This is a genomic window from Bradyrhizobium sp. LB14.3 (genome assembly GCF_040547985.1).
Lineage (GTDB): Bacteria > Pseudomonadota > Alphaproteobacteria > Rhizobiales > Xanthobacteraceae > Bradyrhizobium.
The window spans coordinates 56,761-82,124 of record NZ_JBEPQT010000006.1 but is presented as its reverse complement, the minus strand read 5'-3'; the positions used below and the strand labels follow the sequence as shown (position 1 = coordinate 82,124).

Genomic DNA, 25,364 nt, shown 5'->3' with positions numbered 1-25,364 from the left:
GAGGGAGAAGAAACATGCTGGGCCGGCTCAACCATGTCGCGATCGCGACCAAGGACGCCGTCAAGGCCGCCAAAATCTATGGCGCCGCATTCGGGGCCCAGATCTCGGAGGCCGTCGCGCTGCCCGAGCATGGCGTCACCACCGTGTTCGCGACCCTGCCCAACACCAAGATCGAGTTCATCGAGCCGCTCGGCGAGGCCTCGCCGATCGCAAAATTCCTGGACCGCAACGCCGACGGCGGCATCCACCATGTCTGCTACGAGGTGGTGGACATCATCACCTCGCGCGACACGCTGGTGAAAGAGGGCGCACGCGTGCTTGGCGACGGCGTGCCGAAGATCGGCGCCCACGGCAAGCCGGTGCTGTTCCTGCATCCGAAGGATTTTTCCGGCGCGCTGGTCGAAATCGAGCAGGCGTAAGGCCGAAGCCATGGCGATCCAGCTCTCAACCGCGCTCGCGATCTACTTCGTCATCTGGTGGATTGCACTGTTTCTGACGCTGCCGTTCGGCGTACGCAGCCAGCACGAGGACGGCGTGGGCACGCCAGGCACCGATCCCGGCGCACCGATCCTGACCGGCATGCGGCGCAAGCTGATCTGGACCACGATCATCTCGGCCATCATCTACGGGATCGGCATAGCGGCCTATCACGCCGGGTATCTCTCGATCGAACGTCTGTCGAAATTGATGGGAATGCCGTTTTAGAATTTTCCGGTTGCGTGGGTTTGGGGGGACGAATGATTTTTCAGAGAATCGTCATCGCGCTGTTGGTGCTGATCGTCGCCGGTCTCGGTGCGATCGGCTATTTCGAGTGGAAGATGGCCGCGCAGGTGCGCACCCTGAAGGCGTTTGTCGAGGGCTACGTCTTCAACGACGCGGTGATGGCCTGCGAGCAGGCAAAGAGCTCGACGCCGTTCAAATGGAACGGGGGCAAGAGCACCTCGGTCATCGGCCTGAACTCGGTCAAGCTCGACAAATACAATGTCAGCGCCAGCTACACGCTGGTGGCGGACAACGTCTATTGCGATTACGATCCGGTCAAAAGAAAGGCCGAGATCGGCTCAAGCTTCCTGGAGCGGGAGTAGCGATCCGGCCATGACAAGCATGGGATGGGATCGTCATGGCGCAGGCGGAGGGGTACCGGATTCTGCATGAGGCTGACTTGCGGGATTATCTCGCAGGCGTTCCGGACCTCAAGGCGCTTCTCGGCGGCGAGGCTGCCTCCTGGTCGATCACCGAAGTCGGCGACGGCAACCTCAATCTCGTCTTCATCGTGAAGGGCGGCCGCAGCGGTGTCGCCGTGAAGCAGGCGCTGCCCTATGTCCGCCTCGTCGGCGAGAGCTGGCCGCTGCCGCTGTCCCGGGCCCACTACGAATATCTCGCTCTGTCCCGGCAGGCCCAACTCGCGCCCGGCCTCGTGCCGGCATTGCTGCATCACGACGAGGCGCTGGCGCTGACGGTAATGGAGCTGCTCGAGCCCCACATCATCATGCGCAAGGGGATGGTCGCGGGAACGCAATATCCGGGCTTCGCCAATGACATCACCACCTTCATGGCCCGGACCTTGTTCTTCACCTCCGACCTCGCGCTGTCGGCGGCCGACAAAAAGGAGGCCATCGCGGACTTCGCCGGCAACCATGCGCTGTGCAAGATCACCGAGGATTTGATCTTCACCGACCCGTACCGCGTGGCCGTACAGAACCACTGGACCGTGCCCTACCTCAACACACTAGCCGCGAGCCTGCGTGCAGATTTGGAATTGCATGTCGCGATCTCCCGGCTGAAGCTGAAATTCATGGCGAGCCCCGAGGCGCTGATCCATGGGGACCTTCACACCGGCTCGGTCATGGTGACGGAGGGCCAAACGCGGGTGATCGATCCCGAGTTCGCGTTCTATGGTCCGATCGGGTTTGATGTCGGCGCTGTGCTGGCAAACCTGCTGATGGCCTATTTCGCGTCATCAGGCCACGAGCGCTCGCCGGGGGACCGCCGCGCCTTTGAAGGCTGGGTGCTCGAGACCGTCGAGGAGGTCTGGAACGAGTTCGCCCGCAAATTCCTCGACCTCTGGCGCGCTGGCGCGGCTGGAGATGCCTACCCGGCCTCGCTCTTCGCAGGAGAGAAGGGCGCCGCGCGGCTTGAGGCCGAGCGGCAGGCCTACATGCAGCGGCTGTTCGCCGACACGGTCGGCTTCGCCGCGGCAAAAACCATCCGCCGCATCTTCGGTCTCGCCCACAATATCGATTTCGAGCTGATCGAGGATCCGCGCCGGCGCGCGATCAGCGAAGCACGCGCCGTGAGGCTGGCAAGGACGATGATGCTGGAGGCGGGGGCATTTCCGACCATTGCGGACGTCACTGCTGCAGCGCGAAAATTGCGCGACTGGCAGCCGGAGCTCGCGACTGGCTAGGGCCCGTACTCACAAATCGGCGGGGCCCGAGCGCTACGCTCGCATACGTCAACCCCTTCAAGGCGCTTGCGCTCGACGTGCCGCGGATGGTCAACTCTCGAACCGGAGCACGCCTGCGTTGTTGGGGGACACATGATCTTCAGGATAGTGGCAATCGTCGCTGGTTTTGGACTGGCGCTCGTCGCCTCGGCGGAGGCCCAGACTCCGCGCAAGGGCGGAACCATCCGCATGACCGCGCCTTATGGTTCGAGCTTCACAAGCCTGGACATTCATACGACGCAGCGCGCCCAGGACGAAATCTACGCCAAGGCTCTGCATCGGTCGCTCTACATCTGGAATTCCACGGAAGGCAAGCCGGTTCTGGAGCTTGCCAAGGAGGACGTCGTCTCGGGCGGAGGTCTCGTTCACACCTTCAAGCTGCGCGACGAGGCCTATTTCCACAATGGCCGCAAGATGACGGCCGACGACATCATCTGGACCTACAACCGCATCATGGACGGCACCAAGGCCTATCCCGGCGCGCGCTATGTCCGCGTGATCGAGGGCGCGGCCGCGGTCGAGAAGGGCCAGGCCAAGGAGATCTCCGGCCTGAAGAAAATCGACGACTTCACACTTGAGATGAAGCTGACCGAGAAAGTCGATCCAGGCTTCTACTTCTGGAACGCAATAACTTCGATCTATCCCGCCGACGAAGCCGCCAAGGAGAGCTTTCTCCAGAAGCCGATCGGTCTTGGGCCCTTCAAATTCGTCGAGCACGTGCCGGGATCGCGCATCGTTCTGGAGCGGTGGGACCGCTTCTACAAGCCCGGCAAGCCTTACGCTGACAAGATCATCGTGTCTGTCATGGGCGAGGCCGCGGCACGCGATGTCGCCTTCCGCAACAAGGAGATCGACACCTCGGTGCTGGGACCGACGCAATATGTCGCCTATCAGAACGACGCCGACCTCAAGGGCACCGTCGTCGAGGTCGCCGAGGTCTTCACCCGCTACATGGGGATGAACCCCGCGTTCAAGCCGTTCGCCGACAAGCGGGTCCGGCAGGCGATCAACTATGCGATCGACACCGACCTGATCATCAACAAGCTGGTCAAGGGCAAGGCCTATCGCGCCACCAGCTGGCTGCCGCTGACCTCGCCCGCCTACGACAAGGCCATGAAGCCCTACGCCTTCGATCCCGCCAAGGCCAAGCAGCTGCTCGCTGACGCCGGCTATCCCTCGGGCTTCGAATTCGAATGGACCACCAGCCAGAATGAAAGCTGGGGTCTGCCGATCGTCTCGGCCGTCATCCCGATGCTGGACAAGGTCGGCATCAAGGTGAAAGTCAAGCAGGTCGAGACCGCGGTACTGGCGGAGGTGGTTCGCAGCGGCGATTACCAGGCCTTCATCTATTCCCAGGCGAGCGGCCCGGATCCGCAGGCCGCCCTCAAATGCTTCCACTCGGCGACGCCGCAACCAGCCTGCAACTACATGAACTTCAAAAATGCCGACTTCGACAAGATGGTCGATGAGGCCGGACAGGCCGACGATCCCGCCAAGCGCGCCCAGCTGCTGCAAAAGGCCAACGCCCTGCTCTACGAAGAGGCGCCGGTCTGGTTCTTCAACTACAACAAGGCGGTCATGGCGGTGCAGCCGTGGCTCAAGGGCATTCAGCTGAACGCGACGGAGTTGACCCATCAGAACGTCGAAGACCTCTGGGTCGACGAGGCCTCGCCCGCGAAGTGACACGCGCTCTCGGGCTCCCTCCATCGCAACGAACGATGGAGGGAGAGAGGAAAAGTGCCGATGCTCCCCTTCCTGTTCCGTCGTCTCCTGCAAACCATTCCGACCGTGCTCGCCGTCGTGCTGCTGGTCTTCGTGCTGTTCAGCGTCGTTCCCGGCAGCATCGTCTCGTCCATGAGCGACGACAGCGATCCGCAGGTCGAGCTGCGCATGAAGAAGCAGCTCGGCCTCGACGATCCCGTCTATGTGCGGTTCGGCGCCTACATCGCCAAGCTCGTAACAGGTGATTTCGGAACATCGTTCCGGACCCGCGAACCTGTCACGACCATGATCGCCAAACGGATGTGGCCGACGCTGCAACTCATCTTCGCCGCCATGGCACTTGCCGTCGTGATCGGCGTGCCGCTGGGCTTCGTCGCAGCGCTGAAGCCTGGCGGCATCGTCGACACGCTCGCAATGGTCGTGGCGGTCTCGGGCCTTTCGATCGCCAAATTCTGGCTTGGACTGGTGCTGATGTACTTCTTTGCGTTGAAGCTCGGCTGGCTGCCGAGTTTCGGCTATGGTGATGGCGGACTGAAATATCTGATCCTTCCGGCCGTGACGCTCGGCGTCTCGCCGATGGCGCTGTTCGCACGGACGACACGCGCTGCGGTCCTCGAGATCATGACCGCAGATTTCGTGCGCACTGCGCGCTCGAAGGGCATGAGCGAGACACGGGTCGTGAAGTGGCACGTGATGCGCAATGCGCTTGTCATCATTCTCACCACCGTCGGCCTGCAGTTCGGCGCGTTGATGGGGCAGGCGGTGGTCGTCGAGAAATTGTACTCCTGGCCCGGCATCGGCTCCCTGCTGGTCGACAGTGTCCTGCAGCGCGACATTCCGGCCGTCCAAGGATCCATTCTCGTGGTGGTGCTGGCCTTTCTCGCGATCAATCTGCTGATCGACCTGCTCTACGGCGTGATCGATCCCAGGATCAGATACGCATGAAGCTGCGCGCCAATCTCATCATCGGCGGCGCGCTGTTCGCGCTCGCCATCCTGGTCGGCCTGCTCGCGCCCTGGCTGGCCCATACCGATCCCGTCATGGACGCCAATTTGTTGAATGCGGAAGAGCCCCCGAGCTGGACCTGGTGGTTCGGCACCGACGACCAGGGCCGCGACATTTATTCCCGCGTCGTCTACGGCGCGCGCGTCTCGCTGACGGTCGGCATCGTCTCGCAGCTCATCAACAGCGTCATCGGCGTCGCGCTGGGCCTGAGCGCCGGCTATTGGGGCGGCTGGTGGGACGATGTCGTCAACGGCCTGACCAACGTCATGCTCGCGATCCCATCGCTGATCTTCGCGCTGGCCATCATGGCGGTGCTTGGTCCCGGCCTGACCAGCCTGCTGATCGCACTCGGCTTGACCAACTGGTCTTTCACGTGCCGGATCGCACGGGCCTCGGCGCTGTCGCTCAGGAGCCAGGGCTATGTGCAGGCCGCGACCGTGCTCGGCTACGGCGATCTGCGCATCATGATCACGCAGCTGCTGCCGAACATGTTAGGGCCGATCGTCGTCATCGGCACACTCGGCATGGGTAGCGCGGTGCTGTCCGAAGCCGCATTGTCGTTCCTCGGCCTCGGCGTGCGCCCGCCGTTTCCGAGCTGGGGCAGCATGTTGTCGGATGCCCGCGATCAGATCACGACGGCGCCGTGGCTCTCGGTCTTTCCCGGTCTTGCCATCTTCCTGACGGTGCTCGGCCTCAACCTGCTCGGCGACGGCCTGCGCGACATTCTCGATCCACAATCGCGGAGCCGGCGCACATGACCGGGCCGCCGCTGATCGAGGTCGAGGATTTGCGTATCGATCTCAACGATGGATCGAGGCGCGTTGCGGCGGCCGAGGGCATTTCATTCCGCATCGATCGCGGCGAGACATTCGGCCTTGTCGGCGAATCCGGCTGCGGCAAGAGCATCACGGCGCTCGCTTTGATCGGCCTGTTGCGGCAGCCGTTGTCGATCGGCGGCGGCGCCATCCGGTTCGAGGGCAGGGAGATCCAGCAACTTTCAGCCGGCAGGCAACGGGAGCTGCGCGGCAATCGCATCGCCATGATCTTCCAGGAGCCGATGACGGCGTTGAACCCGGTGTCGCCCGTGGGCCGGCAGATCGCCGAGATGTTCGTGCTGCACAAGGGCAAGAGCTGGCGGGAAGCCAACCAGCTGGCAGTCGAGGCGCTGGCGAGCGTCCGCGTCCCCGCGCCGGAGCGACGCGTGAAGGATTACCCGCACCAGCTGTCAGGCGGCATGCGTCAGCGCGTGATGATCGCCATTGCGCTCGCATGCGGTCCGGATCTCCTGATCGCCGACGAGCCGACAACGGCACTCGACGTGACCGTGCAAGCCGAGATCATCGAGCTGATGCGGAATTTATGCGCCGAGAGAGGAACGGCAATCCTGATGATCAGCCACGATCTCGGCCTGGTCGCCAATGTCTGTCGCCGCGTGGCCGTAATGTATGCCGGCCGCATCGTCGAGGAGCGCGGCTCGGCCGATATCTTCCGGGCGCCCTCGCATCCCTATACGCGAGGCCTGGTGGCCTCGCTGCCGCGGCTCGGCAGCCGCGCCGCGCTTGGCCGCACCAGGCTGAAGGAGATCGCGGGCGTCGTGCCGGCCATCACGAATTTCCCGGATGGCTGCCGGTTCAATCCGCGCTGCGCGCATGCGACCGATATTTGCCGGACCACCGTGCCGGGAACGGATTTGCTGGAGGCCGGCGGTCTGGTCAGGTGTCATCACCATGCATGAGCCGCAGGGAAGGCCAGACGACGATGTCATTCTCAGCGTCGAGGATCTTGCGGTCCATTTTCCGCTCGGAGGCGGCCTGCTGGGGCGCGGCCGTCGGCTGCTCCGCGCCGTCGACGGTGTCGATCTCAGGCTGAAGCGGGGCGAATGCCTCGGCCTCGTCGGCGAGTCCGGCTCCGGCAAGTCGACGGTCGCATTGTCGATCCTTGGTCTCCAGACCCCGACGCGCGGCCGCATCGTGGTGGACGGGCAGATCGTGACGGGCCGGCCATCCGGCGATCGAAAGGCGCTGGCCCGCATCGTGCAAATGGTGTTTCAGGACCCCTACGCCTCGCTCAATCCACGCCAGACCGTTCGTCGCACGCTGGAAGATCCCCTGCGCGTGCATGGCGTGACCGCCGCAAGCGAGATCGGGGACCGCGTTGCGATCATGCTGCGGCATGTGGGCCTGCGGCCCGAACAGGCCGACCGCTACCCGCATGAATTCTCCGGCGGCCAGCGCCAGCGCATCGGCATCGCGCGCGCCCTGATCCTCAATCCCAAAATCGTCATCTGCGACGAGCCCGTGTCGGCGCTGGATGTCTCGATCCGTGCGCAGATCATCAATCTGCTGCTGGAACTGAAGGAAACGCTCGGCTTGTCGTTCATCATGATCAGCCACGACCTCGGCGTGGTCGAACACATGAGCGACAGGGTCGCCGTGATGTATCTCGGCCGCATCGTCGAGAACGGCGACTGGCGCGAAATCTTCGAACGGCCCGCGCACCCCTATACGCAAGCCCTGATCGCCGCCATCCCCGATCCCCTGCACCATGCACCGCTCGCGACGACAGGCGGCGACCTTCCCAATCCCCTCAATCCGCCGAACGGATGCGCGTTTAGTCCGCGTTGTCGCTACGCCGAGGACGTATGTCGGAGCGAGCCCGGTCCGGTGCTGGAAACGCGAGCCGACGGGCATGAGGTCCGGTGCTGGCGTGCTGACGAGATTGTTGGTCAGACGCAATTGGCTTCGACCGAGGGCGGGCATCCCTAAGGATGAAAGGCGCGTCCGTCGTGCTCAAAAGCGTCGCTCTAGTGGCCCGCTAGTTACTTCCGGTCTGTCCTGACAGCCTGACGATTTGGGGCCCGCCCATGGGCAATCGCGTGGGGTTGATTCTTGGGGCGGTCCAATCGCATATCGCCCTATTTTCATGTGTGCTACCAGATTGGATAGCAAAATGTAGCAGGAAAGGCAGATCATGACTGATGATCAGGTCAATCTCGTCGTTCAGCACCTTTGCGAGCAATTGCACTTGGCGTTCCGATTGAAGGGCAGCGAAGCACATCCACCAAACGCCAAGGATATTGGATTCGATCCGGCCTCTGTGAGAACCGTATTGCTGACCGGCTTGCGCTCGGCGGGTGTCACGACCCACCACGAGGCGGTCGGGAAGAGCGAAGAGCCGCCATGGTCCTAAACACAAAACGCGGGACAGAAGCCTCGCGCCAATGTCTCAGTTGGGTCAGGAGCGGACCTCGGGGATTTGAGGGATAACAATGGAAAAGCTAAGCCGTTCCGGCCTTCTAATTTATGAAGACGGAGTTCGTGCCAAGTGCAACGCGGCCTCAACGCCGCCTTCCAGGATCTGCTCCGCCCGGGCACCATCGGGCACGGCCCGCGCGAACTGGAGGGTGCCGACCATGAGGCCGAAGATGGCCGTCGCGCGGCGGCCACTCGCTGCAGAACCGGCGTCAGGAAGCAGTGCCGCGAGAGTCGAAACGTAGCTTCGCAGTCCTTTCTCGTAGTCTCGCCGCGTGGACAGGGGCTGGCGGGAGATTTCGGGGAGCAACGCCGCTGAGGGGCACCCACCCGCCGGGTCATCGAGGTGAGCGCGGTTCAGGTACCTCCGGATCGCGCCCTCAAGGTCCAGGCCATTCCGCTGATCCTCATCGAGGCGATGTTGCTGGTCGGCGAGCGCGCTCCCCAGCGCCTCGCGAACGAGCGCGTCTTTGGATTCGAAGTGAGGAGAGAATGCCCCTTTGGTCAGGGCGGCTTCGCCCATGATCCCGGCGATCCCGGCGGCGGAGATGCCGTCTCGGCGCACACACTTCGACGCCACATCGACGATGTGCCGTCGCGTCGCTGCCTTATGACCTTTCTCGAAACGCATCTTCTCTCCACTCCACTATATCCCGCAACCGTTAGGCAGCAGCTTCGCCAAGCGAGGGGCCAAGGCCACGGCGTCAGATCGCAGTCGACTTGGCGCCCAAGACGCCTTCGATGCCGCGGGCAAGGTTCAGAAGCGCCCGGTCGCTCCCCAAGGGAGCGTCCAGTTCAAGACCAATCGGTAGCCCAGCGCGAGACAAGCCGACGGGAAGGCTGATACCCGGTAGCCCCACGCTGCTCGCCGACACGGTGTGGTTCGCCAAAGCGAGGTAGCTGACTTCCTGCCCCGCGATATGGACGGTCGACTGCTCCTCGATCAAAGGCGCCGTGCAGGGCGTGGTCGGTTGCAAAATGACCAGCGCCCCGTGAGAGACGAACGCCGTGTTGAGGCGGCGCTGGATTTCCGGCCGGCTCACGTCGAGCGCCGTCCGATAGGCCTCTGCCGAGGTAGAACCTGCACCACCCGGCAGTACGATGTGCCCCCACGCCTGCCGAAGTTGGGGCTTAAGGCCGTCGTAAATGGCCTCGAACGTGGTCGGAATGTCATGGCGGCGAAGAAACTGCGAAATTGCGCCCATCGTCTCATGAGCGAAGATGCCCCATGTCGTGGTTTGGACGAGGGAGTTGAAATCGTCGCCAAGGTCTACTTCAATGACCTCGGCGCCGGCGTCCTGCAGTTGCCGAACCACCTCGCGGAAGCGGGTCTCGACTTCCGAATCCACCAGATCCAGGAACTGTCGCGGCGCGAAGGCCAGCCGGACTCCCTTCAGGCCATAGCCGCCGTCGGAGGACTCGTCACCAGTCACGACCTGATCCACCAGAATGCAGTCCTCAACGCTTCGGGTGAATACCCCCGTCGTGTCGAGCGTATGGGAGATCGGCGCAACGCCGTAGCGCGGCCAACGCCCGGTGGTTGGCTTGAATCCCACGACGCCACAGAACGATGCGGGCACCCGAATTGACCCAACGGTGTCACCGCCCAAGGACGCGGGAACGAGGCCGGCGGCCACCGATGCGGCAGAGCCGCTCGAGGAGCCGCCGGACACGCGATCTCGTGCGTGCGGATTATTCACCTGGCCGTAACGTGCGTTGTGACCGGTCAAACCGTAAGACATTTCGACGAGGTTATTCTTGCCGAAGATCAAGGCGCCCGCACCCTTAATGGCTCGTACAGCGTCCGCATCTTCGCGCGGTACGAAGTGAGCGAGGCTATCGAGACCTAGGCTAGTAGGCAGCCCTTTCGTCAAATAGCTATCCTTCACCCCGAGCGGCACGCCAAGCAGCGAGGCCGCCGATCCGGCCGCACGCGCTTTGTCCGCATCCCTCGCGGCCGCCAGCACGGCGGCCTGGTCGATGGTGATGAAGGCGTTGAGATCGGCAAGCAACTGGGCGCGCTGCAGAAGCGCCGCGGTATAGGCCTCCGACGTGATCTCGCCGTTACGAACCGCTGCTGCGGCGGCTGCGAGCCCAAGAAAGGTGAGATCTGGGGTTGCTTGCGATGCGATGTGGCGTGAAGTGGCAACGGTGTCGTCCATGAAATCCTCGCGAGGAGCTGAGAAGCAGCATCTCACTCCCGCCGAGGGAGGCGCAGATGGATGCCATTACGATCATAATATAACATTACGATCGTACTTCAATGGCCATTCTCGCGGCAATGCCGCGTCACCGAACACATAAGCGTGAGGCGTTAATGCGCGACCGATGAAGCCAGCAAACACCGTTTCGACGAGGGACCGTTAGCGAGCGCAGGGCTCCGACACGCTATCTCGAGCAATCCGGCGCGCGCGACTGCCCGCCTAGTGCCGCCGCAATCGGCGGCGTCTAGTCAAGCACATGACTTCTGCTTTGGGTCATGAACGACAAAGCTCGAACTGAGCACCATAGGTCTGCTTTCGGGCAAATTGCCACCAATCCGCTCGGTAGCAGGCTGGGTTGATCCTGACCGCCGAGCCGTCATTCAAGCTCCCGATGAGGAGGCGAGTGCGGCTCGAACGACCGAGCTGGGCTTGAGCTTAGCGCTCGCCAGACATGCGATCGCCGCGTGATGATGTTCTGATCCTGTTTTGCCCGACCTGTCCAACGTCGTCGCGGCGAGACTATGGATTGCCAGTCGAGCCTATCGTCTGATGCCGACCAGACGAGGGCGGCGGTTTGCGAGCGGATTCTCGGCCGGCAGGCCGCGCAGCCACGCGCGAAAACTGACGATCTCGGGGCAATCCGCAGTGCCTTCAGGCGCAATCAGCCAATCGCCCAAGCCGGATCCCGCATCGACCCGGTCGCAGCGATAGCCCGGATGGCGGCTGAGACCCCGGGCGATCAGCAGGTCGACCTTGCCCTCGACCAATTCGTGCAGGCCGGCGGGCTGGAGCACCCGCAAACCGATCTCCGCATGCGCGCCGCGAAACTCCGCCAATTCGAGGCGGCGCAGGTCGAAGCTGCCATGAACGCCCAACTGCAGCAGTACCGCACCCGCCGGTTTCAATTGCGAGGTCGCCTCCGCGATGTGGCGAAAGCCTTCAGAGACCCCGGGCAGATAGGCCTGACCGGCCGCGGTGAGGATGAGCTGCTTATGCAGCCGCTCGAATAGCTGCACGCCGAGGCGCGCCTCCAGGGCTTTCACCTGCTGCCCCACGGCGGCGGGCGTCACGTGCAGCTCGTGCGCGGCCAGCTTGAAGCTGAGATGGCGGGCAGCGGCTTCGAAGGCGCGGAGCGCGTTGAGGGGTGGTAGGATGTAGGTCATCGTGCTCCACTTTGACACTGATGGGCCGCGGCTTTGCAATAGATTTTCTTGCGTTGAACCGCAGCAACAATGCTTTGCGCGGCGGCGATGTCGCCGCATAGGGTCGGCCCGCAATCCGGAGAAACTCTATGCCGCCAATTCACGTCGTCAGCCACAATCCCGCAACGGTCCATGCTCCCGCCGGTGGTTACAGCTTGGGACTTGAATTGACGCAGCATCGCCGCCTGTTGTTCGTCAGCGGCCAGGTGCCCGAGAGAACCGACGGCACCGTGCCCGATGGTTTCGAGGCGCAATGCGAGCAGGCCTGGCGCAACGTGATGGAGGTGCTCGCCGCCGCAGGCCTTGGCGTTGAGCATCTGGTGAAGGTGACCACGTTCCTGACTGACCGCAATCATCTCGTGACCAACCGCACCATTCGTTGCGCGATGCTCGGGGAACACCAGCCCGCGTTGACGGTCGTGATCGTCGATACCGTCGACAGCAAATGGCTGCTGGAGATCGAGGCGATCGCCGCGGAATGAAACCGACTTCGCGAACGAGCCAATCATGTCGGGTGTCCAATGGCTGAAAACATGCATCCCTACTACGAGGCGTATCGGAGCGCTATGGAAGCGGCCATGCGCCAGCGGCTCGACCTTGCCGATGCGATGTTGCGCGAGCGCGCGCATCTCACCGAGATCGACGGGATCAGGCAGGAGGTGATGGACGAATTCGAGATCGTGCTCACACAGATGCCCTATGTCGGCGGCGCGGCCAGTCGCATGAGCGATTTCTTCATGCGCCTTATGGGCTTCATGGCCATCAGTCGGGTACTGCGGCGGCACGGCGTGCCGCTGCCTGTGATCGGCGAGATCGAGCGGGAAACCTACCAGGCGCAATTGCTGACCGCGCCTGAAGCGGAGCGTCTCGCCTCGGGACGTCAATTCATGTCGCCGGAGCACCAGGCTTTGCTGCGCGAGCAGGCGGCCACAAGCATGATTGACAGCCATCAGAACGAGTTTCCGGAAGATTTCGCCTACGATTTCGTCGAGCCGGGTCCGGAAGACAATTTCGAGTTCGGGATCAACTACAAGACCTGCGGCTTCTGCAAATTCGCGGCGCGCCATGGCGACAAGGACATTCTGCCGAACATCTGCGGCCTCGATTTCGTCGCCTACGCAGCGCGAGGCATCCGGCTGGAAAGGACACAGACGTTAGCGGGCGGTGCGAGCCACTGCAATTTCCGATTCTCGCGGCTCGCGTTGGAAGAGAAGTCGGACAGTTAAGCCGCCTCTCATGCTCTGCGATCGAGGGGAGGCTGGATTGCCCTGCTGTCACATCGTCATTGCGAGCGTAGCGAAGCAATCCAGAATCTTTCCGTGGCGGCAGTCTGGATTGCTTCGCTGCGCTCGCAATGACGGAACTTGGGCGTGACTCTGAGCCCACCGAAGCCAAGCGCCACAATGACATCGTGCGGCTGTTTTGCCCGACGAGTCGAACGTCGGCGCGGTCGCAATCACGCAATTGCGAATTTTGTAAGCGGCTGAACTTCCTCACAGTTTCTACTGTGCATGGGGTTGTTTTCGCGGTTTTTTGTTTTGGGCGCTTCTACTCCGCCACCTTTTCCCTCAGCCGCTGCGCGTAGACGTTGATGATCAGGGCCAAGAGCAGGATCAGGCCGCGGATCAGGATCTTCAAAAAGCTGTCGATGTTGACGTGGTCGAGGCCGTTGTTGAGCACGCCAAGCACGAACAGCCCGACGATGGTGTTGCCGATGCCGCCGCGGCCGCCGAACAGGCTCGTGCCGCCGACGACGACGGCGGCGATCGAGTCGAGCAGGTAAGTGTCGAACTCGTTCTGCTGCGCGCTGCCGAAATGGGCGACACCGAGCATGCCGCCGATGCCGGAGCAGACCGCCGAGATCACCATGACGGCGCCGAGGATGAGCTTGACGTTGAGGCCGGAATATTCGGCCGCCTCGCGGTTGCCGCCGACCATGTAGACGTAGCGGCCGAAGCGCGTGTAGGTCAGCACCAGATGGCCGCCGAGCAGCATGATCGCGGCGACGATGACGATCCAGGGAATGCCGCCGATCGATCCGGAGCCGAGCGTGGTGATCACGTCAGGCACCTTGTAGGCGATCTGGCCGCGCACCAGCAGCGCGGAGATGCCGGCCGCGATCTGCATCATCGCCAAAGTCATGATGAAGGAGGGGATGCCGATCACGGTCAGGCCCAGCGCATTGACGAGGCCGAGAGCCGCGCAGAGCAGAATCGCCAGCAGGATCGCCGCGATGCCGGGGAGGGGAATGTTGGGAATGTTGACGTAGGATTCCTGGAGCGTGAAGTAGGCGACCGCGATGCCAGTGACGTTGGCGATGCTGGCGATCGAGAGGTCGATCTCCGCGCAGAGGATCACGAAGGTGAGGCCGACGGCGATGACGCCCGTGACCGACACCTGCGTCAGGATGTTGCCGAGATTGTCCAGCGTCGCGAAGGAGGGGCTGGCGAGGGCGAAGAACCCGGACAGGAAAATCAGCGTCAGGAACGGTGCGATGTTGCGCATCTGCGAGCGCAGGAAGGGCGCTAACCCGCGCGTTCTTCGCCCCGCCGCCGGTGCCGTCTCACTGCTCGCCATGGTGTTTCTCCGTCACGCCGCTTCCAGCAGGCGGTCCTTGCTGACCGGCTCGTTCCTGAATTCCCGCACCAGTGCGCCGCGCTTGAGCACGAGGATGCGGTCGGCCAGCGACAGCACCGTTTCCGGCTCGGTCGACAGCACGATGATCGCGAGCCCTTTGGCGCGGAGGTCGCGGACGATGTTGATGACGTCGTTCTTGGCGCCGACATCCATGCCGCGGGTCGGCTCGCACAGCACCAGCAGTTTTGGCGGATAGGTCAGCCATTTCGCCAGCGCGACCTTCTGCTGGTTGCCGCCGGAGAGCATGCCGAGATCGAGGCCGACCACCGGCGGCCTGATCTGCAGTTGCTCGACCTGACGCTGGGCGATATCGCGCTCCTGCGCCGGCTTGAGCAGCAGCGCCGAGATGCGATCGAGAATGCTGATCGAGATGTTCTTGTAGACCGGCTCCTGATGGAACAGCATCGCGCGCCGGCTCTCCGGCACCAGCGCCACGCCCGCGCGCCGCGCCGCTGCCGTGCTGGCGAAGGTTTTTGGCTTGCCCTCGACGGCGAGCGTGCCGGCATCCGGCTTCAGCTTGCCGAACAATATGCGCGACAGCTCCTGCTGGCCGCAGCCCATGAAGCCGTAGATGCCGAGCACTTCGCCGGCACGCGCCTCGAAGGAGATGTCCTTCAAGCTGCGGGCCAGCGACAGCTGATCGACCTTCAGGACCACCGAGCTGTCGCTCGGCCGCGGCAGCATCAGATCGTCGCTATAGCTGTGCTCGAGTGCTTCGCCGCCGCGGCCGATCATGGCCTCGATCAGCGCGCCCTTGCTGGTCACAGCGCTTGCCGTCTCCGCGACCTTTCGCCCGTTGCGGAACACGGTCACCGTGTCTGACACGCGCAAGATGTCCTCGATGAAATGCGAGATGAAGACGATTGCCGTGCCTTCCGCGCGCAGGCGCCGCAGCGTTGCGAACAGCCGTTCGACCTCGGGCGGGGAAAGAGCGGAGGTCGGCTCGTCCAGGATGACGATGCGCGCGCCGGAAAACAGCACGCGCGCGATCTCGATCAATTGCTGAAGCCCGATCGGGAGGTCGCCGAGCCTGCTCATCGGATCGACGTCGATGCCGAAGCGGGCGAGCTGCTCGCCGGCCTCGCGCGCCATGCGCCGCCATTGTACGAGGCCGAGCCGGTTGGTCGGCTGGTTGCCCAAAAACACGTTCTCGGCGACCGTGAGGTCGGGGGCGACAGATAGCTCCTGGTGCACCATGGCGATGCCGGCGGAGTGCGCATCGCGGGCCGAGCGGAAATGCGTCTCCCGTCCGTCGATCAGGAAGCGGCCGGAGAATTCAGTGTGCACGCCGGCGATGATCTTCATCAGCGTGCTTTTTCCCGCGCCGTTCTCGCCGACGAGACCGTGGATCTCGCCGGGTGAGAGCGCAAAATCGACACCACGAAGCGCTTCGACGCCGCCGAAGCTCTTCGTGATGCCCTGCAATTCCAGGATGGGCTGACGTCCCTCAGGCATGGAGGGTCAGATCAGGAAGTGATCCTCCATCCACTGCATACCGGGTGCGTTGGCCTTGGTCACGACCGGACCGTCGGTGACGACGTTCTTGGGAATGCCCTGTCCGCTCTTCTCCCCGCCGACCACGGCGGAGACGCCCGCGACGATCGCGCCGCCATGGATGCGGCAGGACGGATTGCGCACGGTGGCGAACATGCGGCCTTCGCTGACCGCCTGGATCGCCGGCGGCATCGCATCCACGCCGCCGATCAGGATGTTGGTGCGGCCCCGCGCTTTCATGATGTTGGCGGCGGCGAGCGCCATGTCGTCATTGTGGAAGAACGCTGCGTCGATCTGCGGGTACTTGGTCAAATAGGTTTCCCAGAGACGTGCGGTCTTCGACACATCCCAGTCGGCCGGCTGGGTGTCGAGCACCTCGATGCCAGGGAATTGCTTCACGACATTGTTGAAGCCTTTGGCACGGCCCTGCGCGCCGGTATGGCCGAGCGCGCCCTGGGTCATGATGATCTTGCCCTTGCCGCCCATGGCGTTGCACAGCGCCTGCGTCACGGACGCGCCCATGAACTCGTTGTCGGGGGCGAGGAAAGAGTGGACGTTGATCTGGTCGAGAGGGGCAATCAGCGTGTCCATGTCGATCACGGGCGTGCCGGCGTCGATCATCTTCTGCACGGGCTGGGTGAGGGTGCCGATGCCAAAAGCCTGGATGGCGACGAAATCCCATTTCTGCGAGGCCATGTTGTCGATTGCCGCGCGCTGCTTCACCGCATCGAGCTGGCCGTCGAACCAGGTGACCTCGACATTGAACAGCTTGCCCCAGAACTCCGCGGCCTGCTTGCCCTGCGCGCACCAGGTCGCCTGGAGGCCCGCATTGGAGAACGCCGCCTTCAGCGGCTTCTCGCTTCGTCCGACTTCGGCTGCAAGGGCGGGGTTTATGCCCATGCCGCCGAGGATGGCGGCCCCGGCGCCGGCGGTTGCCGCCGCTTGAAGAAGATCGCGCCTCGTCGTCGAGAAATCTTTCGTCCCGGACATCGCTCGCTCCCATATATTTATCGTCGGCGCGTCATTGATTGCGCGACCGATACGGAAAGTGTCTCACAAGAGTTGATGCCACTCAATCTGCAATCACGCGAGATCGCCGCAACCGGTGTTGGTGCAGCGCAAGCGTCAGGCCTGAACGGCGGCAAATGCGTCGATCTCGATGAGCAGTCGGTCCCAGGCCTGCGCGATATCCGGCGACCATTCATCGCCGAGCAACCCGCGCAGCGTATCCCTGATCACGGCAAAGAAGGCGATGAACAGCTCGCGCGGCGTGCCGTAGCCATCGTGCGAGGCGACCTCGCACGCGATCAGCCGGAAATGCCCGCGACGATCACCGGCGAAGTCGAGAATCGCCTCGATCGTCAGCGCGAGCATCGATCCCATCACGAGCTCGCTGCCTTGCGTGCGGAACATCGCCCGCGTTTCGGGATGCTCTTCGAACAGACGTTGATAGACGAGCGGCGTGAGATCCGCGCAGCGCAAGGCCGCGAGTTCAAAGCCCCGTTCGATCGGATTGGGAGAATTATTCACCGCCTGTGGCCATGCAGACAAAAAAAGAGCGGGGCCCTAGCCCCGCTCGAAAATTGTGTCGACCCTATTATCCCCGATTCTAAGATTTGATCTTGATTGGCGGGGCGACGCTGCGTTTTGCGCGTCAGGGGCTCCTCCCGAGACTTGGACCACCAGACTTCGACCTCACGGCCAGCCTGAGCAAGAGGGATGCTAGATCAACTTTTCTCACTTGTCATCATTTTCGGCAACGAATGTTCAAAATTCGAGCAATTGACGAAATGATCGGGCTTCCGGTCTTGTAAGCTTATGACAAATATAAGAAATCTGCGGAGGGACAGGGTTGCGGGACTGCCTCGAATGCCGCAGATCCTCTCTCGTGGGGTGGCCCGACCACAGTTCTCCAGAAATTTGCGCTGGACCAGGAAGGCCGCGGAACCGGCCTCGACTCGGCTCTCCGCGCGGTGTTTAGTTGGTAGACGAACGAATGGTTCGGCGGATGCGCGCACGGTTGCAAAAATTCTTACCCCTGGTCTTGCTCGCTTTGGCGATGCAGGTGCTGGCGCCGATCGCCGCCTGTTTGGCGGCCGGCCAGGCCATGGCCAATCCGCTTTCTGCAGCCGTCATCTGCCACAGCCCGAGCGAGCAGGGCGGCCTGAGCGACCAGAACGGTGCACCGGCCGCGCATGGTGGCGCCTGCGCGCTGTGTTGTCTGGCGCAGGTGGGCGCGTCATCCGATTCGCCGCCGCACGCCGCGCTCTCCATTCCCTTCCGCCACGCCGAGCGCGTGGTGTGGCACGTGGCGGATGTATCCGCCGTCGCCGTCTATAGGGACTCAAACGCCCAGGCACGCGCGCCGCCTCAGTTTTCCTGACGACCCAAGGTAACGCCGCGGCCCGTCCGCTGGCGATTGATGTTGTCATTGGCCGGCGATAGCTGCCGGCGTCAGGAATGCCCCATGTTACGTTATCATGCCCGCCGTGGCGTGAGCCTCGTTGCCGTTCAGGCCGCGCTGCTTGCGTCGTCGAGTGGAGTCTTTGCTCAAAACAGCAATACCGTGCTTCCCGCGGTGACCGTTGAGGCGCCGCAGGCCGCCCGGCCCAAACCAGCGGTAACCCGGCCATCGCGACTACGCTCCGCTTCGGCGGGCCGCGCCGTGAGGCGTGTTACGCCAAACGCGAACGTCAGCGCACCGACCCAAGGCAGGACAGTGACTGCCCGTGCAGCCCGAGATGGTCTCAATCAGTCGCCTGCCGGACAGACCGCGACGACCATCGATCGCAGCCAGTTCGACAATCGCCCGTCGTTTTCGGTCAGCGACGTCTTGCGGGATAGTCCGGGCATCTCGATCAAGCAGGGGAATGGCCCCCGCGATTTCGGCATCTCGATTCGCGGCTCCAACGCCCGGAACGGCTTTGGCATCCGCAATCTCGTGATCTTCGACGACGGTTTTCCGGTGACGCAGCCGGACGGCCTGTCGCGGAGCGACCTCATCGATCCCCATGCCTATGCTGCGATCGACGTGATCCGCGGCCCTTCGTCGGCGCTCTACGGCAATTACGCGACCGGCGGCGCGCTCAATTTCCGAACCCGGCCGGGCGGCACGATCGACGGCGTCGAGTATGGTGTCGACGGCGGCAGCTACGGCTATCTCAACAACTACCTGGCAGCCGGCAAGAAGGTCGGGAATTTCGAGGGCTCGCTGTTTGCAAGCGACACGCGGGGCGACGGCTACATCGGCAATAGCTGGTTCAACACGCAGACCGTCAATTTCCTCGGAACGCTGAAGGCGACGCCGGATGATCGCTTCACGGTCAAGATCATCAACAACGACCTCAGCGCGCGGCTGCCAATCCGACAGTCGCTGAACCAGTTCTACACCAATCCCTTCCAGCAGGGCTGTACGACGGGCGCAGCGGCAGCCGCCGGATGTCCCGCTGTGTCTCTTTTCAAAAACGGCTTCAACGCAAGAATCGGCGTCGTAGACGACAAGGACACCGAGACGGCAACGCAAGCGGGGCTCGGACGAAACGATCGGCGAACCATTGTCGGTGGACGATGGGAGCACGACTTCGATAACTCGACGACTTGGCGAAACCAGTTCGTCTTCGATGACAGGAATATTAGCCAGCCGACCGGCACGACCACCGCCATCGGCGATTTCCCGTCGTACAACTACATGAGCGACATTACAAAGCGCGGCGAAATCCTGGGCATGGATTCCACCACACTTGTCGGCGCGTGGTACAATACACTCGTAGCCTCAAGCGACACGCGCAACGTCATGCCGGGCGGAAACGCCACGTTGGGGCTGCTCCAGGCGAATACTTTCAGCGATACGTCCAACTATGGGGTACGGGCGAGGGAGGAGTTGAAGCTCACTCCTGATTTGACCGCGATAGCCGGAATTGGCTGGGAAACCACGGTCCTGAAAGGCATCAATACCGTATACAAATACAACACGTTCAATGTTCCAGTCGCGACGATTCCTCCGGCAACCCGTGCTGATCGCAAGATCGAGAACACAGCTCCTGAGTTGGCGTTGCTATACAGGCTCAATCAGGAATGGCAGTTTCGCGGGCGAGTGGCCACCGGATACGGGACGCCGCAGGTGTCGAATCTGTTCGTTCTTCCGAACGGTGATTTTGGCAACAACACGCAGCTCCAGACGCAAACCAATGTCGGCTACGATCTTGGCTTCGACTGGACGCCGGGCAATGCGGTCAAGCTGAGTGCGACGGCATTTTACGAATTTTTCCGAAATGAATTGGTAAGTCAGGCCGTCAGCAATCCCAGTGCGAGCAACGCGACCTACATGTTCAACGCACCGCGATCGGAGCATCGGGGCATCGAGCTTGCGGCCGACTGGAAGTTCTATCCGGGCTGGCGGTTCGTGGCGGCGTACACCTATCTCGACGAGGTCTACACCGAGTATGTCGAGAACATCACCAATGTCGCCATATTCAGCTTCAACCGGGCCGGCAACAAGATCCCCGGCATCTCGCCCAACGAACTGACGGCACGGGTTGGCTACGATGAGTTCGCCGGGCCGCTGGCAGGTCTCGGGGGCTTCGTCGAAGTCCAGTGGAAGGATTCGTTCTATATGGACAATGCAAATCTGCTCAAGGCGCCGGGCTATGAACTGGTCAATGTGAACGTTCACTACAAGACCGATCTTGTGTCCGACACCTTCAGATCTCTCAACCTGTTTCTCGAAGTCCGAAACGTACTCGACCGTACCTATGTGGCCTCGGCAAACAACATCACCAATACGGTGACGACGGCCGGCCTTCAAAATCCTGCGAGCGTGCTCGCAAACACAACGGGATCGATCTATGCGGGCTCGCCGCGCACGTTCGTTGCGGGTATGAAGGTGGCGTTTAAATGATCCGGGCCCTCGAAGGGAGTAGGGGCATGATCCGAAGTGGCTTCTTCGGGATAGTCGCTCTTGCATTCTTGCAGAATACGGCACTCGGACAAATGCACGCTCAGCATGCATCCGAAGCGGCCTGTGAGGAGCCCGCGCTGCGTTGTGCGACCAAGGCGACGCCTGCATTCGGTCCGGATGGAACGCTGTGGCTCGTCTGGATGGCGGGAGGGCAGGTCTCTGTTGCGAGTTCGCAGGATGCGGGACGCAGTTTCTCGCCCCCTATCCAGGTCACGACGAAGCGGTTGAACCTTGATTGGGGGCCGGATGCCCGGCCGAAGATCGTGGTCGATCGCAAGGGCGGCATCGCGCTGGCGTTCTCGATCTTCAGGGATGAAGCATTCAACGGCCAGGTGCTCTACACGCGTTCGGCCGATGGCGGGAAGAGCTTTGCGGAGCTGAAGCCGATCACCGCAAACAACGAGAGCCAGCGTTTTGAGGCGCTGGCGCTCGATCAGGATGGCACTGTCTTCGCGGCCTGGCTCGACAAGCGCAATCGCGTCCCGGCGAAGGAGACGGGACGGAAGTACGAGGGAGCAGGGCTGTTCTTTGCCTCGTCGCGCGATGGCGGTGTCACCTACGCCGAGGCCAGTCTCGCCCGTGACAACACCTGCGAATGCTGCCGATTGGGGTTGACGTTCGCAACGCCGGGGCGGCCGGCCGTGATCTTCAGGAACATCTTCGAGGGTGGCGTGCGCGACCACGCGGTCATGACCTTCACCGACGTCTCGACGCCAGGTGAAATCCATCGGGTCAGCAACGACGATTGGCAGATCAACGCCTGTCCGCATCACGGGCCGAGCCTCACCGTTGCGCCGAACGGGACCTATCACGTCGCCTGGTACACGAACGGGAAGGCGCGGAAGGGATTGTTCTATGCCCACTCGCGCGACGAAGGCCGCAGTTTCTCTGCGCCCATGGCGCTGGGACGGCCGGATCGCAGTCCGACGCGCCCGTTCGTGCTTGCGGGCCCGGCGGGAACGGTGATGGTCTGGAAAGAGTTCGATGGCGAGAAGACCTCGGTGCAGATGACGATCTCGCACGACGATGGCGAGACGTGGTCGGCACCGAAAACGATATCGAGCACCACCGACACCTCCGACCACCCCTTGCTCGTTTCCAACGGCCGGCAGACCTACCTGTCATGGATGACGAAGGCGGATGGCTATCGGATTGCAGCAATCGAGGACCAGCCATGAGACGTCGATTTGCCGGCCTGCTGGGCCTGGGTCTCCTGATCGCCTCAGCGTCTGCGCTAGAGGCGGCATCCGCTCTGAAACCGTTCGAGCGCGGCACGTGGCAAAGCGTGCTTAAGGGGCATGCGGGCCGCCCTGCGCTCGTGCATTTCTGGGGCGTAACCTGCGGGCCCTGCAAGGTCGAGCTGCCGCTGCTCGGGCAGTTTGCGAAGGATCATCCTGGGATCGACGTCGTCACGATCAGCGCGGATCTCGTGCCGAACTTGCCGGCGGCGACGCAATCGATGCTCGACAGAGCGGGGCTGTCCTCGACCGAAAATTTCATCTTCAACGACGGCTTTGTCGAACGTTTGCGGTTCGAGATCGACCCCGGCTGGCAGGGCGACATTCCCCGGACAATGCTCATATCTCGCGATGGAGCCATTACGACGGTCGAAGGCTCGGCCGAGATAGCCGACCTCGAAAAATGGTCGGCGCAACAACTCTCCACACACTGAAAGTCAATCTGCAAACGGGAAGACCGATATGAAGACCATGTTGAAAGATGTGCTGTTCTCGGCGTTCGCTCTCGCGCTCTGCGCGGCGCCAGCGCTGGCCGACGACGTCAAGGCGGGCGATCTCGTCATCTCGCAGGCGTGGAGCCGGGCGACACCGGGCGGCGCCAAGGTCGCCGGCGGTTATCTGACCATCGAGAACAAGGGCATGACCGCCGACAAGCTGGTCAGCATTTCCGCCGATATCGCGGGGAAGGCTGAGGTTCATGAAATGGCGATGGATAACGGCGTGATGAAGATGCGCCTGCTCGACAAGGGCCTCGTGATTGATCCCGGCAAGACGGTGAAGTTCGCCCCCGGCGGCTACCACCTCATGCTTCAGGAGCTGAAGGGCCCCTTCAAGCAGGGCGACAAGGTGCCGGTGACGCTTCAGTTCGAGAAGGCCGGCAAAGTTGCCGTCTCCCTCGACGTCCAGGGCGTCGGCGCCCAGGCGCCCGGCGATAGCGGGCAGATGATGAAGAAAATGCCTGATCATTCGGGAATGAAGATGTGACGAGCATGATCCGAACCTTCGGGAGACCGAACATGTCGACGCGAATCTGGCTGATTTTTCTGAGTGCATTTGCGGCAACGCCGGCGACCGCGCACGTCTTCCTCGAAGCCAAGCAGGCGACTGTGGGGGGATCGTACAAAGCCGTCTTCGCCGTGCCGCACGGTTGCGCGGGCTCGCCGACGGTGAAGATCCGGGTGCAGATCCCCGAGGGCGTGATCGCGGTGAAGCCGATGCCGAAGGCCGGCTGGAACGTCGATGTCGTCGAGGGCAAATATGCCGGCGAATACGACTATCACGGCACCAAGCTCTCCTCCGGCGTCAAGGAGGTGACTTGGTCCGGCGGCAAGCTGCCGGACAAGAACTATGACGAGTTCGTCATGCACACGGCCCTGACCGACATGCTCAAGCCGAACACGATTCTGTACTTCCCCGTCGTCCAGGAATGCGAGACCGGCGTCAGCCGCTGGATCGAGATTCCAGCGGAGGGAGCGGGGCATTCGCGCGAGGGCAAGTCACCGGCGCCGGGCGTAAAACTCCTGCCAAAACCCTGATGCGCCTGCTCGCCGCGCTGCTCCTCTTTGTCGGCTTCGCGACCGGCGCCTCGGCGCACGCGGCCCTCGTCGCGGTCGAGCCGCCGAGCGGCAGCATGCTCGCGAGCGCGCCGAAGACGGTGGAGCTGCGCTTCAACGAGGCGGTGACGCCGGGCGCGATCCAACTGATCGACGGCGCGGGCAGGGCGCGGGGTGATGTGCGCGTCAGCGCATCGGGCGAGACGATCTCGATTGCGATGCCGGCGGACCTGCCGCAGGGCACGGCGGTCGTCAGCTATCGCGTGATCTCGCAGGATGGCCATCCCGTCGCGGGATCGGTGATCTTCTCGATCGGCCGGCCGACGGGGACGCAACCTCCGGCAAACGCGGATAGCGGATTGAACGTGCTGATCTGGCTGACGCGGGTCGGTCTCTATCTTGGCCTGTTCGTCGGCGCCGGCGGCGTGTTCTTTGCGCGCTGCGTTGCGTGGTCGATGACCGGCATGGCCGTGCCGCGCATAGCGCTCGCGATCGGCCTTCCGAGCGCGGTTGCGTCCCTTGGTGCGCTGGGTCTCGATCTTCTTGGGCTGCCGCTGGCGGCTCTCGCGACGATTGCTCCCTGGAAAGTCGCATTTGAGACTAGCGCCGGCCCCGCGCTGCTTGTTGCCATCGCTGCGATGCTGTTCGCGTTAATGGCGCTGCGCGGTACGGGGTATGCACGCGCTCTTGCTCTCATCGCCTTCGTCGGCGTCGGTCTGTCGCTCGCCATGACCGGGCACGCTGCTACGGCACCGCCCGAGGCGCTCACGCGGCCTGCTATCTTCCTGCATGGCCTCGCCGTTGCCTTTTGGATTGGCGCGCTGGTCCCGCTCGCTGCACTTGTGTCGAAGTCGCCAGCCGCGGCATTGCCTGTCGTGAACCGCTTTTCCCACATCGCCGTCCCGGTCGTTGGCGTTCTCGCATTGACCGGCCTCGCGCTCGCCTTCGTCCAGCTTGAAAAGCTGTCTGCATTGGTCGAGACCCGCTACGGCCTGATCCTCTCGATCAAGCTGGCGCTGGTCGTGGTGCTGCTGGCGCTTGCCGCGCTCAACCGCTTTCGCCTGACCCCGGCGCTCCCCGGGGATCACAAGGCCGCGCCAGCCCTCAAGCGCTCGATCCTGTTCGAATGCGCCATCACGCTCGGCATCTTTGCCGTCGTCGCGGGCTGGCGCTTCACGCCGCCGCCGCGGACGATCGTTCCGGAGACGCCGCTCGCCATCCACATTCACACCGACAAGGCGATGTTCCAAGTCCTGGTCTCGCCGGGTAAGGCCGGGCTCGACGATTTCGTGCTCCAGCTCATGACCGGCGACGCGACGCCGCTGACCGCCAAGGAAGCGACGCTGACCCTGAGCCTGCCTGAACGGGGCATCGAGCCGATGGAGCGGAACGCTTCGCTAGGACCCGATGGCTACTGGCACGTGCGCAAAGTCGAGCTTCCCTTTGCCGGCCGCTGGCATATGCGGATCGACGCGCTGGTGACCGATTTCGAGATGATCACGCTGGAGGACGAACTCGAGGTGGGGGCGCCCTGAATCCGGCTCTTCGGCAGCTCAGGCTGAACCTCAAGTCGACGGAAAAATGACAGGAATTCCGTTGCCTTAGCGGCTTTTCCTCATTCATGGTCTTGTGTTTTGGCTCTCAATCCGGTTTCA

The 25,364-nt window shown here is 62.8% G+C and carries 26 protein-coding genes; 19 read left to right on the top strand and 7 right to left on the bottom strand.

Going from position 1 to position 25,364, the window contains the following annotated elements:
• Nucleotides 1-14 precede the first annotated feature (14 nt).
• The 10 genes from mce to ABIB00_RS14535 all read left to right on the top strand — a co-directional run bounded on the left by mce (nucleotide 15) and on the right by ABIB00_RS14535 (nucleotide 8,362).
• Nucleotides 15-419 carry a methylmalonyl-CoA epimerase gene (gene mce / locus ABIB00_RS14580; protein WP_354104826.1) on the top strand — a complete coding sequence of 135 codons (405 nt, stop codon included), beginning with the start codon at nucleotides 15-17 and terminating at the stop codon, nucleotides 417-419.
• Between the two features lie 10 nt (nucleotides 420-429).
• Nucleotides 430-705 (top strand): DUF1467 family protein, encoded by a 276-nt coding sequence (locus tag ABIB00_RS14575; RefSeq protein ID WP_247349302.1) that lies wholly within the window; start codon nucleotides 430-432, stop codon nucleotides 703-705.
• 32 nt (nucleotides 706-737) lie between these two features.
• Nucleotides 738-1,085, top strand: coding sequence for a hypothetical protein (locus ABIB00_RS14570; RefSeq protein WP_247349301.1), 348 nt, complete (start codon nucleotides 738-740; stop codon nucleotides 1,083-1,085).
• A gap of 35 nt (nucleotides 1,086-1,120) precedes the next feature.
• Complete coding sequence (gene mtnK / locus ABIB00_RS14565; protein WP_354104825.1) at nucleotides 1,121-2,407, top strand: S-methyl-5-thioribose kinase; 1,287 nt, start codon at nucleotides 1,121-1,123, stop codon at nucleotides 2,405-2,407.
• Nucleotides 2,408-2,539: 132 nt separating this feature from the next.
• A complete protein-coding gene (locus ABIB00_RS14560; RefSeq protein ID WP_354104824.1) occupies nucleotides 2,540-4,129 on the top strand; it encodes an ABC transporter substrate-binding protein in 1,590 nt (529 codons plus the stop codon).
• Between the two features lie 60 nt (nucleotides 4,130-4,189).
• Nucleotides 4,190-5,113, top strand: a complete 924-nt coding sequence (locus tag ABIB00_RS14555) for an ABC transporter permease (RefSeq protein WP_354104972.1) — start codon at nucleotides 4,190-4,192, stop codon at nucleotides 5,111-5,113.
• Nucleotides 5,110-5,931, top strand: coding sequence for an ABC transporter permease (locus tag ABIB00_RS14550; RefSeq protein ID WP_151649942.1), 822 nt, complete (start codon nucleotides 5,110-5,112; stop codon nucleotides 5,929-5,931). Before ABIB00_RS14555 ends, ABIB00_RS14550 begins: the two co-directional genes overlap by 4 nt.
• Complete coding sequence (locus ABIB00_RS14545; RefSeq protein WP_354104823.1) at nucleotides 5,928-6,908, top strand: ABC transporter ATP-binding protein; 981 nt, start codon at nucleotides 5,928-5,930, stop codon at nucleotides 6,906-6,908. The genes ABIB00_RS14550 and ABIB00_RS14545 overlap by 4 nt, the downstream gene beginning before the upstream one ends.
• On the top strand, nucleotides 6,901-7,938 hold the full coding sequence (locus ABIB00_RS14540) for an ABC transporter ATP-binding protein (RefSeq protein WP_354049576.1): 1,038 nt from the start codon (nucleotides 6,901-6,903) through the stop codon (nucleotides 7,936-7,938). Before ABIB00_RS14545 ends, ABIB00_RS14540 begins: the two co-directional genes overlap by 8 nt.
• Nucleotides 7,939-8,143: 205 nt before the next feature.
• Nucleotides 8,144-8,362: a hypothetical protein gene (locus ABIB00_RS14535; RefSeq protein ID WP_247349293.1), complete on the top strand. Its 219-nt coding sequence runs from the start codon at nucleotides 8,144-8,146 to the stop codon at nucleotides 8,360-8,362.
• A gap of 111 nt (nucleotides 8,363-8,473) precedes the next feature.
• On the opposite strand, the gene ABIB00_RS14530 is transcribed toward ABIB00_RS14535, so the two are convergent.
• The 3 genes from ABIB00_RS14530 to ABIB00_RS14520 all read right to left on the bottom strand — a co-directional run bounded on the left by ABIB00_RS14530 (nucleotide 8,474) and on the right by ABIB00_RS14520 (nucleotide 11,791).
• Nucleotides 8,474-9,055 carry a TetR/AcrR family transcriptional regulator gene (locus ABIB00_RS14530; protein WP_247447343.1) on the bottom strand — a complete coding sequence of 194 codons (582 nt, stop codon included), beginning with the start codon at nucleotides 9,053-9,055 and terminating at the stop codon, nucleotides 8,474-8,476.
• A gap of 73 nt (nucleotides 9,056-9,128) precedes the next feature.
• Complete coding sequence (locus ABIB00_RS14525; RefSeq protein WP_354104822.1) at nucleotides 9,129-10,586, bottom strand: amidase family protein; 1,458 nt, start codon at nucleotides 10,584-10,586, stop codon at nucleotides 9,129-9,131.
• Between the two features lie 581 nt (nucleotides 10,587-11,167).
• The gene (locus ABIB00_RS14520) at nucleotides 11,168-11,791 is read right to left on the bottom strand and encodes a LysR family transcriptional regulator (RefSeq protein WP_354104821.1); all 624 of its coding nucleotides are present in this window, start codon (nucleotides 11,789-11,791) and stop codon (nucleotides 11,168-11,170) included.
• A 128-nt stretch (nucleotides 11,792-11,919) separates the two neighbouring features.
• On the opposite strand from ABIB00_RS14520, the gene ABIB00_RS14515 reads away from it, so the two are divergent.
• Complete coding sequence (locus ABIB00_RS14515; RefSeq protein ID WP_354104820.1) at nucleotides 11,920-12,312, top strand: RidA family protein; 393 nt, start codon at nucleotides 11,920-11,922, stop codon at nucleotides 12,310-12,312.
• Between the two features lie 39 nt (nucleotides 12,313-12,351).
• Nucleotides 12,352-13,056 (top strand): L-2-amino-thiazoline-4-carboxylic acid hydrolase, encoded by a 705-nt coding sequence (locus ABIB00_RS14510; protein ID WP_354104819.1) that lies wholly within the window; start codon nucleotides 12,352-12,354, stop codon nucleotides 13,054-13,056.
• 322 nt (nucleotides 13,057-13,378) lie between these two features.
• On the opposite strand, the gene ABIB00_RS14505 is transcribed toward ABIB00_RS14510, so the two are convergent.
• The 4 genes from ABIB00_RS14505 to ABIB00_RS14490 all read right to left on the bottom strand — a co-directional run bounded on the left by ABIB00_RS14505 (nucleotide 13,379) and on the right by ABIB00_RS14490 (nucleotide 17,491).
• Complete coding sequence (locus ABIB00_RS14505; RefSeq protein ID WP_354104818.1) at nucleotides 13,379-14,407, bottom strand: ABC transporter permease; 1,029 nt, start codon at nucleotides 14,405-14,407, stop codon at nucleotides 13,379-13,381.
• A 12-nt stretch (nucleotides 14,408-14,419) separates the two neighbouring features.
• A complete protein-coding gene (locus ABIB00_RS14500) occupies nucleotides 14,420-15,922 on the bottom strand; it encodes a sugar ABC transporter ATP-binding protein (protein WP_354104817.1) in 1,503 nt (500 codons plus the stop codon).
• 6 nt (nucleotides 15,923-15,928) lie between these two features.
• Nucleotides 15,929-16,951, bottom strand: a complete 1,023-nt coding sequence (locus ABIB00_RS14495; protein WP_247349284.1) for a sugar ABC transporter substrate-binding protein — start codon at nucleotides 16,949-16,951, stop codon at nucleotides 15,929-15,931.
• A gap of 135 nt (nucleotides 16,952-17,086) precedes the next feature.
• Entirely contained in the window at nucleotides 17,087-17,491 is a 405-nt protein-coding gene (locus tag ABIB00_RS14490; RefSeq protein ID WP_354104816.1) for a globin, read from the bottom strand.
• Nucleotides 17,492-17,969: 478 nt separating this feature from the next.
• Between ABIB00_RS14490 and ABIB00_RS14485 the strand changes: the two genes are divergently transcribed.
• The 7 genes from ABIB00_RS14485 to ABIB00_RS14455 all read left to right on the top strand — a co-directional run bounded on the left by ABIB00_RS14485 (nucleotide 17,970) and on the right by ABIB00_RS14455 (nucleotide 25,244).
• A complete protein-coding gene (locus ABIB00_RS14485; protein WP_354104815.1) occupies nucleotides 17,970-18,344 on the top strand; it encodes a DUF2946 family protein in 375 nt (124 codons plus the stop codon).
• Between the two features lie 84 nt (nucleotides 18,345-18,428).
• Nucleotides 18,429-20,858 (top strand): TonB-dependent receptor family protein, encoded by a 2,430-nt coding sequence (locus ABIB00_RS14480; RefSeq protein ID WP_354104971.1) that lies wholly within the window; start codon nucleotides 18,429-18,431, stop codon nucleotides 20,856-20,858.
• Between the two features lie 26 nt (nucleotides 20,859-20,884).
• On the top strand, nucleotides 20,885-22,096 hold the full coding sequence (locus ABIB00_RS14475) for a sialidase family protein (RefSeq protein ID WP_354104814.1): 1,212 nt from the start codon (nucleotides 20,885-20,887) through the stop codon (nucleotides 22,094-22,096).
• A complete protein-coding gene (locus ABIB00_RS14470) occupies nucleotides 22,093-22,590 on the top strand; it encodes a TlpA family protein disulfide reductase (protein WP_354104813.1) in 498 nt (165 codons plus the stop codon). The genes ABIB00_RS14475 and ABIB00_RS14470 overlap by 4 nt, the downstream gene beginning before the upstream one ends.
• Before the next feature lie 28 nt (nucleotides 22,591-22,618).
• Nucleotides 22,619-23,140 (top strand): copper chaperone PCu(A)C, encoded by a 522-nt coding sequence (locus ABIB00_RS14465; protein ID WP_354104812.1) that lies wholly within the window; start codon nucleotides 22,619-22,621, stop codon nucleotides 23,138-23,140.
• A gap of 32 nt (nucleotides 23,141-23,172) precedes the next feature.
• Entirely contained in the window at nucleotides 23,173-23,691 is a 519-nt protein-coding gene (locus ABIB00_RS14460; protein ID WP_354104811.1) for a YcnI family copper-binding membrane protein, read from the top strand.
• Nucleotides 23,691-25,244, top strand: coding sequence for a copper resistance CopC/CopD family protein (locus tag ABIB00_RS14455; RefSeq protein ID WP_354104810.1), 1,554 nt, complete (start codon nucleotides 23,691-23,693; stop codon nucleotides 25,242-25,244). The genes ABIB00_RS14460 and ABIB00_RS14455 overlap by 1 nt, the downstream gene beginning before the upstream one ends.
• Nucleotides 25,245-25,364 lie beyond the last annotated feature (120 nt).

What these genes read in the sequence shown, in the direction of transcription:
- mce (WP_354104826.1), top strand. Translation starts at nt 15, where the DNA reads ATGCTGGGCCGGCTCAACCATGTCGCGATCGCGACCAAGGACGCCGTC.
- ABIB00_RS14575 (WP_247349302.1), top strand. Translation starts at nt 430, where the DNA reads ATGGCGATCCAGCTCTCAACCGCGCTCGCGATCTACTTCGTCATCTGG.
- ABIB00_RS14570 (WP_247349301.1), top strand. Translation starts at nt 738, where the DNA reads ATGATTTTTCAGAGAATCGTCATCGCGCTGTTGGTGCTGATCGTCGCC.
- mtnK (WP_354104825.1), top strand. Translation starts at nt 1,121, where the DNA reads ATGGCGCAGGCGGAGGGGTACCGGATTCTGCATGAGGCTGACTTGCGG.
- ABIB00_RS14560 (WP_354104824.1), top strand. Translation starts at nt 2,540, where the DNA reads ATGATCTTCAGGATAGTGGCAATCGTCGCTGGTTTTGGACTGGCGCTC.
- ABIB00_RS14555 (WP_354104972.1), top strand. Translation starts at nt 4,190, where the DNA reads ATGCTCCCCTTCCTGTTCCGTCGTCTCCTGCAAACCATTCCGACCGTG.
- ABIB00_RS14550 (WP_151649942.1), top strand. Translation starts at nt 5,110, where the DNA reads ATGAAGCTGCGCGCCAATCTCATCATCGGCGGCGCGCTGTTCGCGCTC.
- ABIB00_RS14545 (WP_354104823.1), top strand. Translation starts at nt 5,928, where the DNA reads ATGACCGGGCCGCCGCTGATCGAGGTCGAGGATTTGCGTATCGATCTC.
- ABIB00_RS14540 (WP_354049576.1), top strand. Translation starts at nt 6,901, where the DNA reads ATGCATGAGCCGCAGGGAAGGCCAGACGACGATGTCATTCTCAGCGTC.
- ABIB00_RS14535 (WP_247349293.1), top strand. Translation starts at nt 8,144, where the DNA reads ATGACTGATGATCAGGTCAATCTCGTCGTTCAGCACCTTTGCGAGCAA.
- ABIB00_RS14530 (WP_247447343.1), bottom strand. Translation starts at nt 9,055, where the DNA reads ATGCGTTTCGAGAAAGGTCATAAGGCAGCGACGCGACGGCACATCGTC.
- ABIB00_RS14525 (WP_354104822.1), bottom strand. Translation starts at nt 10,586, where the DNA reads ATGGACGACACCGTTGCCACTTCACGCCACATCGCATCGCAAGCAACC.
- ABIB00_RS14520 (WP_354104821.1), bottom strand. Translation starts at nt 11,791, where the DNA reads ATGACCTACATCCTACCACCCCTCAACGCGCTCCGCGCCTTCGAAGCC.
- ABIB00_RS14515 (WP_354104820.1), top strand. Translation starts at nt 11,920, where the DNA reads ATGCCGCCAATTCACGTCGTCAGCCACAATCCCGCAACGGTCCATGCT.
- ABIB00_RS14510 (WP_354104819.1), top strand. Translation starts at nt 12,352, where the DNA reads ATGGCTGAAAACATGCATCCCTACTACGAGGCGTATCGGAGCGCTATG.
- ABIB00_RS14505 (WP_354104818.1), bottom strand. Translation starts at nt 14,407, where the DNA reads ATGGCGAGCAGTGAGACGGCACCGGCGGCGGGGCGAAGAACGCGCGGG.
- ABIB00_RS14500 (WP_354104817.1), bottom strand. Translation starts at nt 15,922, where the DNA reads ATGCCTGAGGGACGTCAGCCCATCCTGGAATTGCAGGGCATCACGAAG.
- ABIB00_RS14495 (WP_247349284.1), bottom strand. Translation starts at nt 16,951, where the DNA reads ATGTCCGGGACGAAAGATTTCTCGACGACGAGGCGCGATCTTCTTCAA.
- ABIB00_RS14485 (WP_354104815.1), top strand. Translation starts at nt 17,970, where the DNA reads ATGCGCGCACGGTTGCAAAAATTCTTACCCCTGGTCTTGCTCGCTTTG.
- ABIB00_RS14480 (WP_354104971.1), top strand. Translation starts at nt 18,429, where the DNA reads ATGTTACGTTATCATGCCCGCCGTGGCGTGAGCCTCGTTGCCGTTCAG.
- ABIB00_RS14475 (WP_354104814.1), top strand. Translation starts at nt 20,885, where the DNA reads ATGATCCGAAGTGGCTTCTTCGGGATAGTCGCTCTTGCATTCTTGCAG.
- ABIB00_RS14470 (WP_354104813.1), top strand. Translation starts at nt 22,093, where the DNA reads ATGAGACGTCGATTTGCCGGCCTGCTGGGCCTGGGTCTCCTGATCGCC.
- ABIB00_RS14465 (WP_354104812.1), top strand. Translation starts at nt 22,619, where the DNA reads ATGAAGACCATGTTGAAAGATGTGCTGTTCTCGGCGTTCGCTCTCGCG.
- ABIB00_RS14460 (WP_354104811.1), top strand. Translation starts at nt 23,173, where the DNA reads ATGTCGACGCGAATCTGGCTGATTTTTCTGAGTGCATTTGCGGCAACG.
- ABIB00_RS14455 (WP_354104810.1), top strand. Translation starts at nt 23,691, where the DNA reads ATGCGCCTGCTCGCCGCGCTGCTCCTCTTTGTCGGCTTCGCGACCGGC.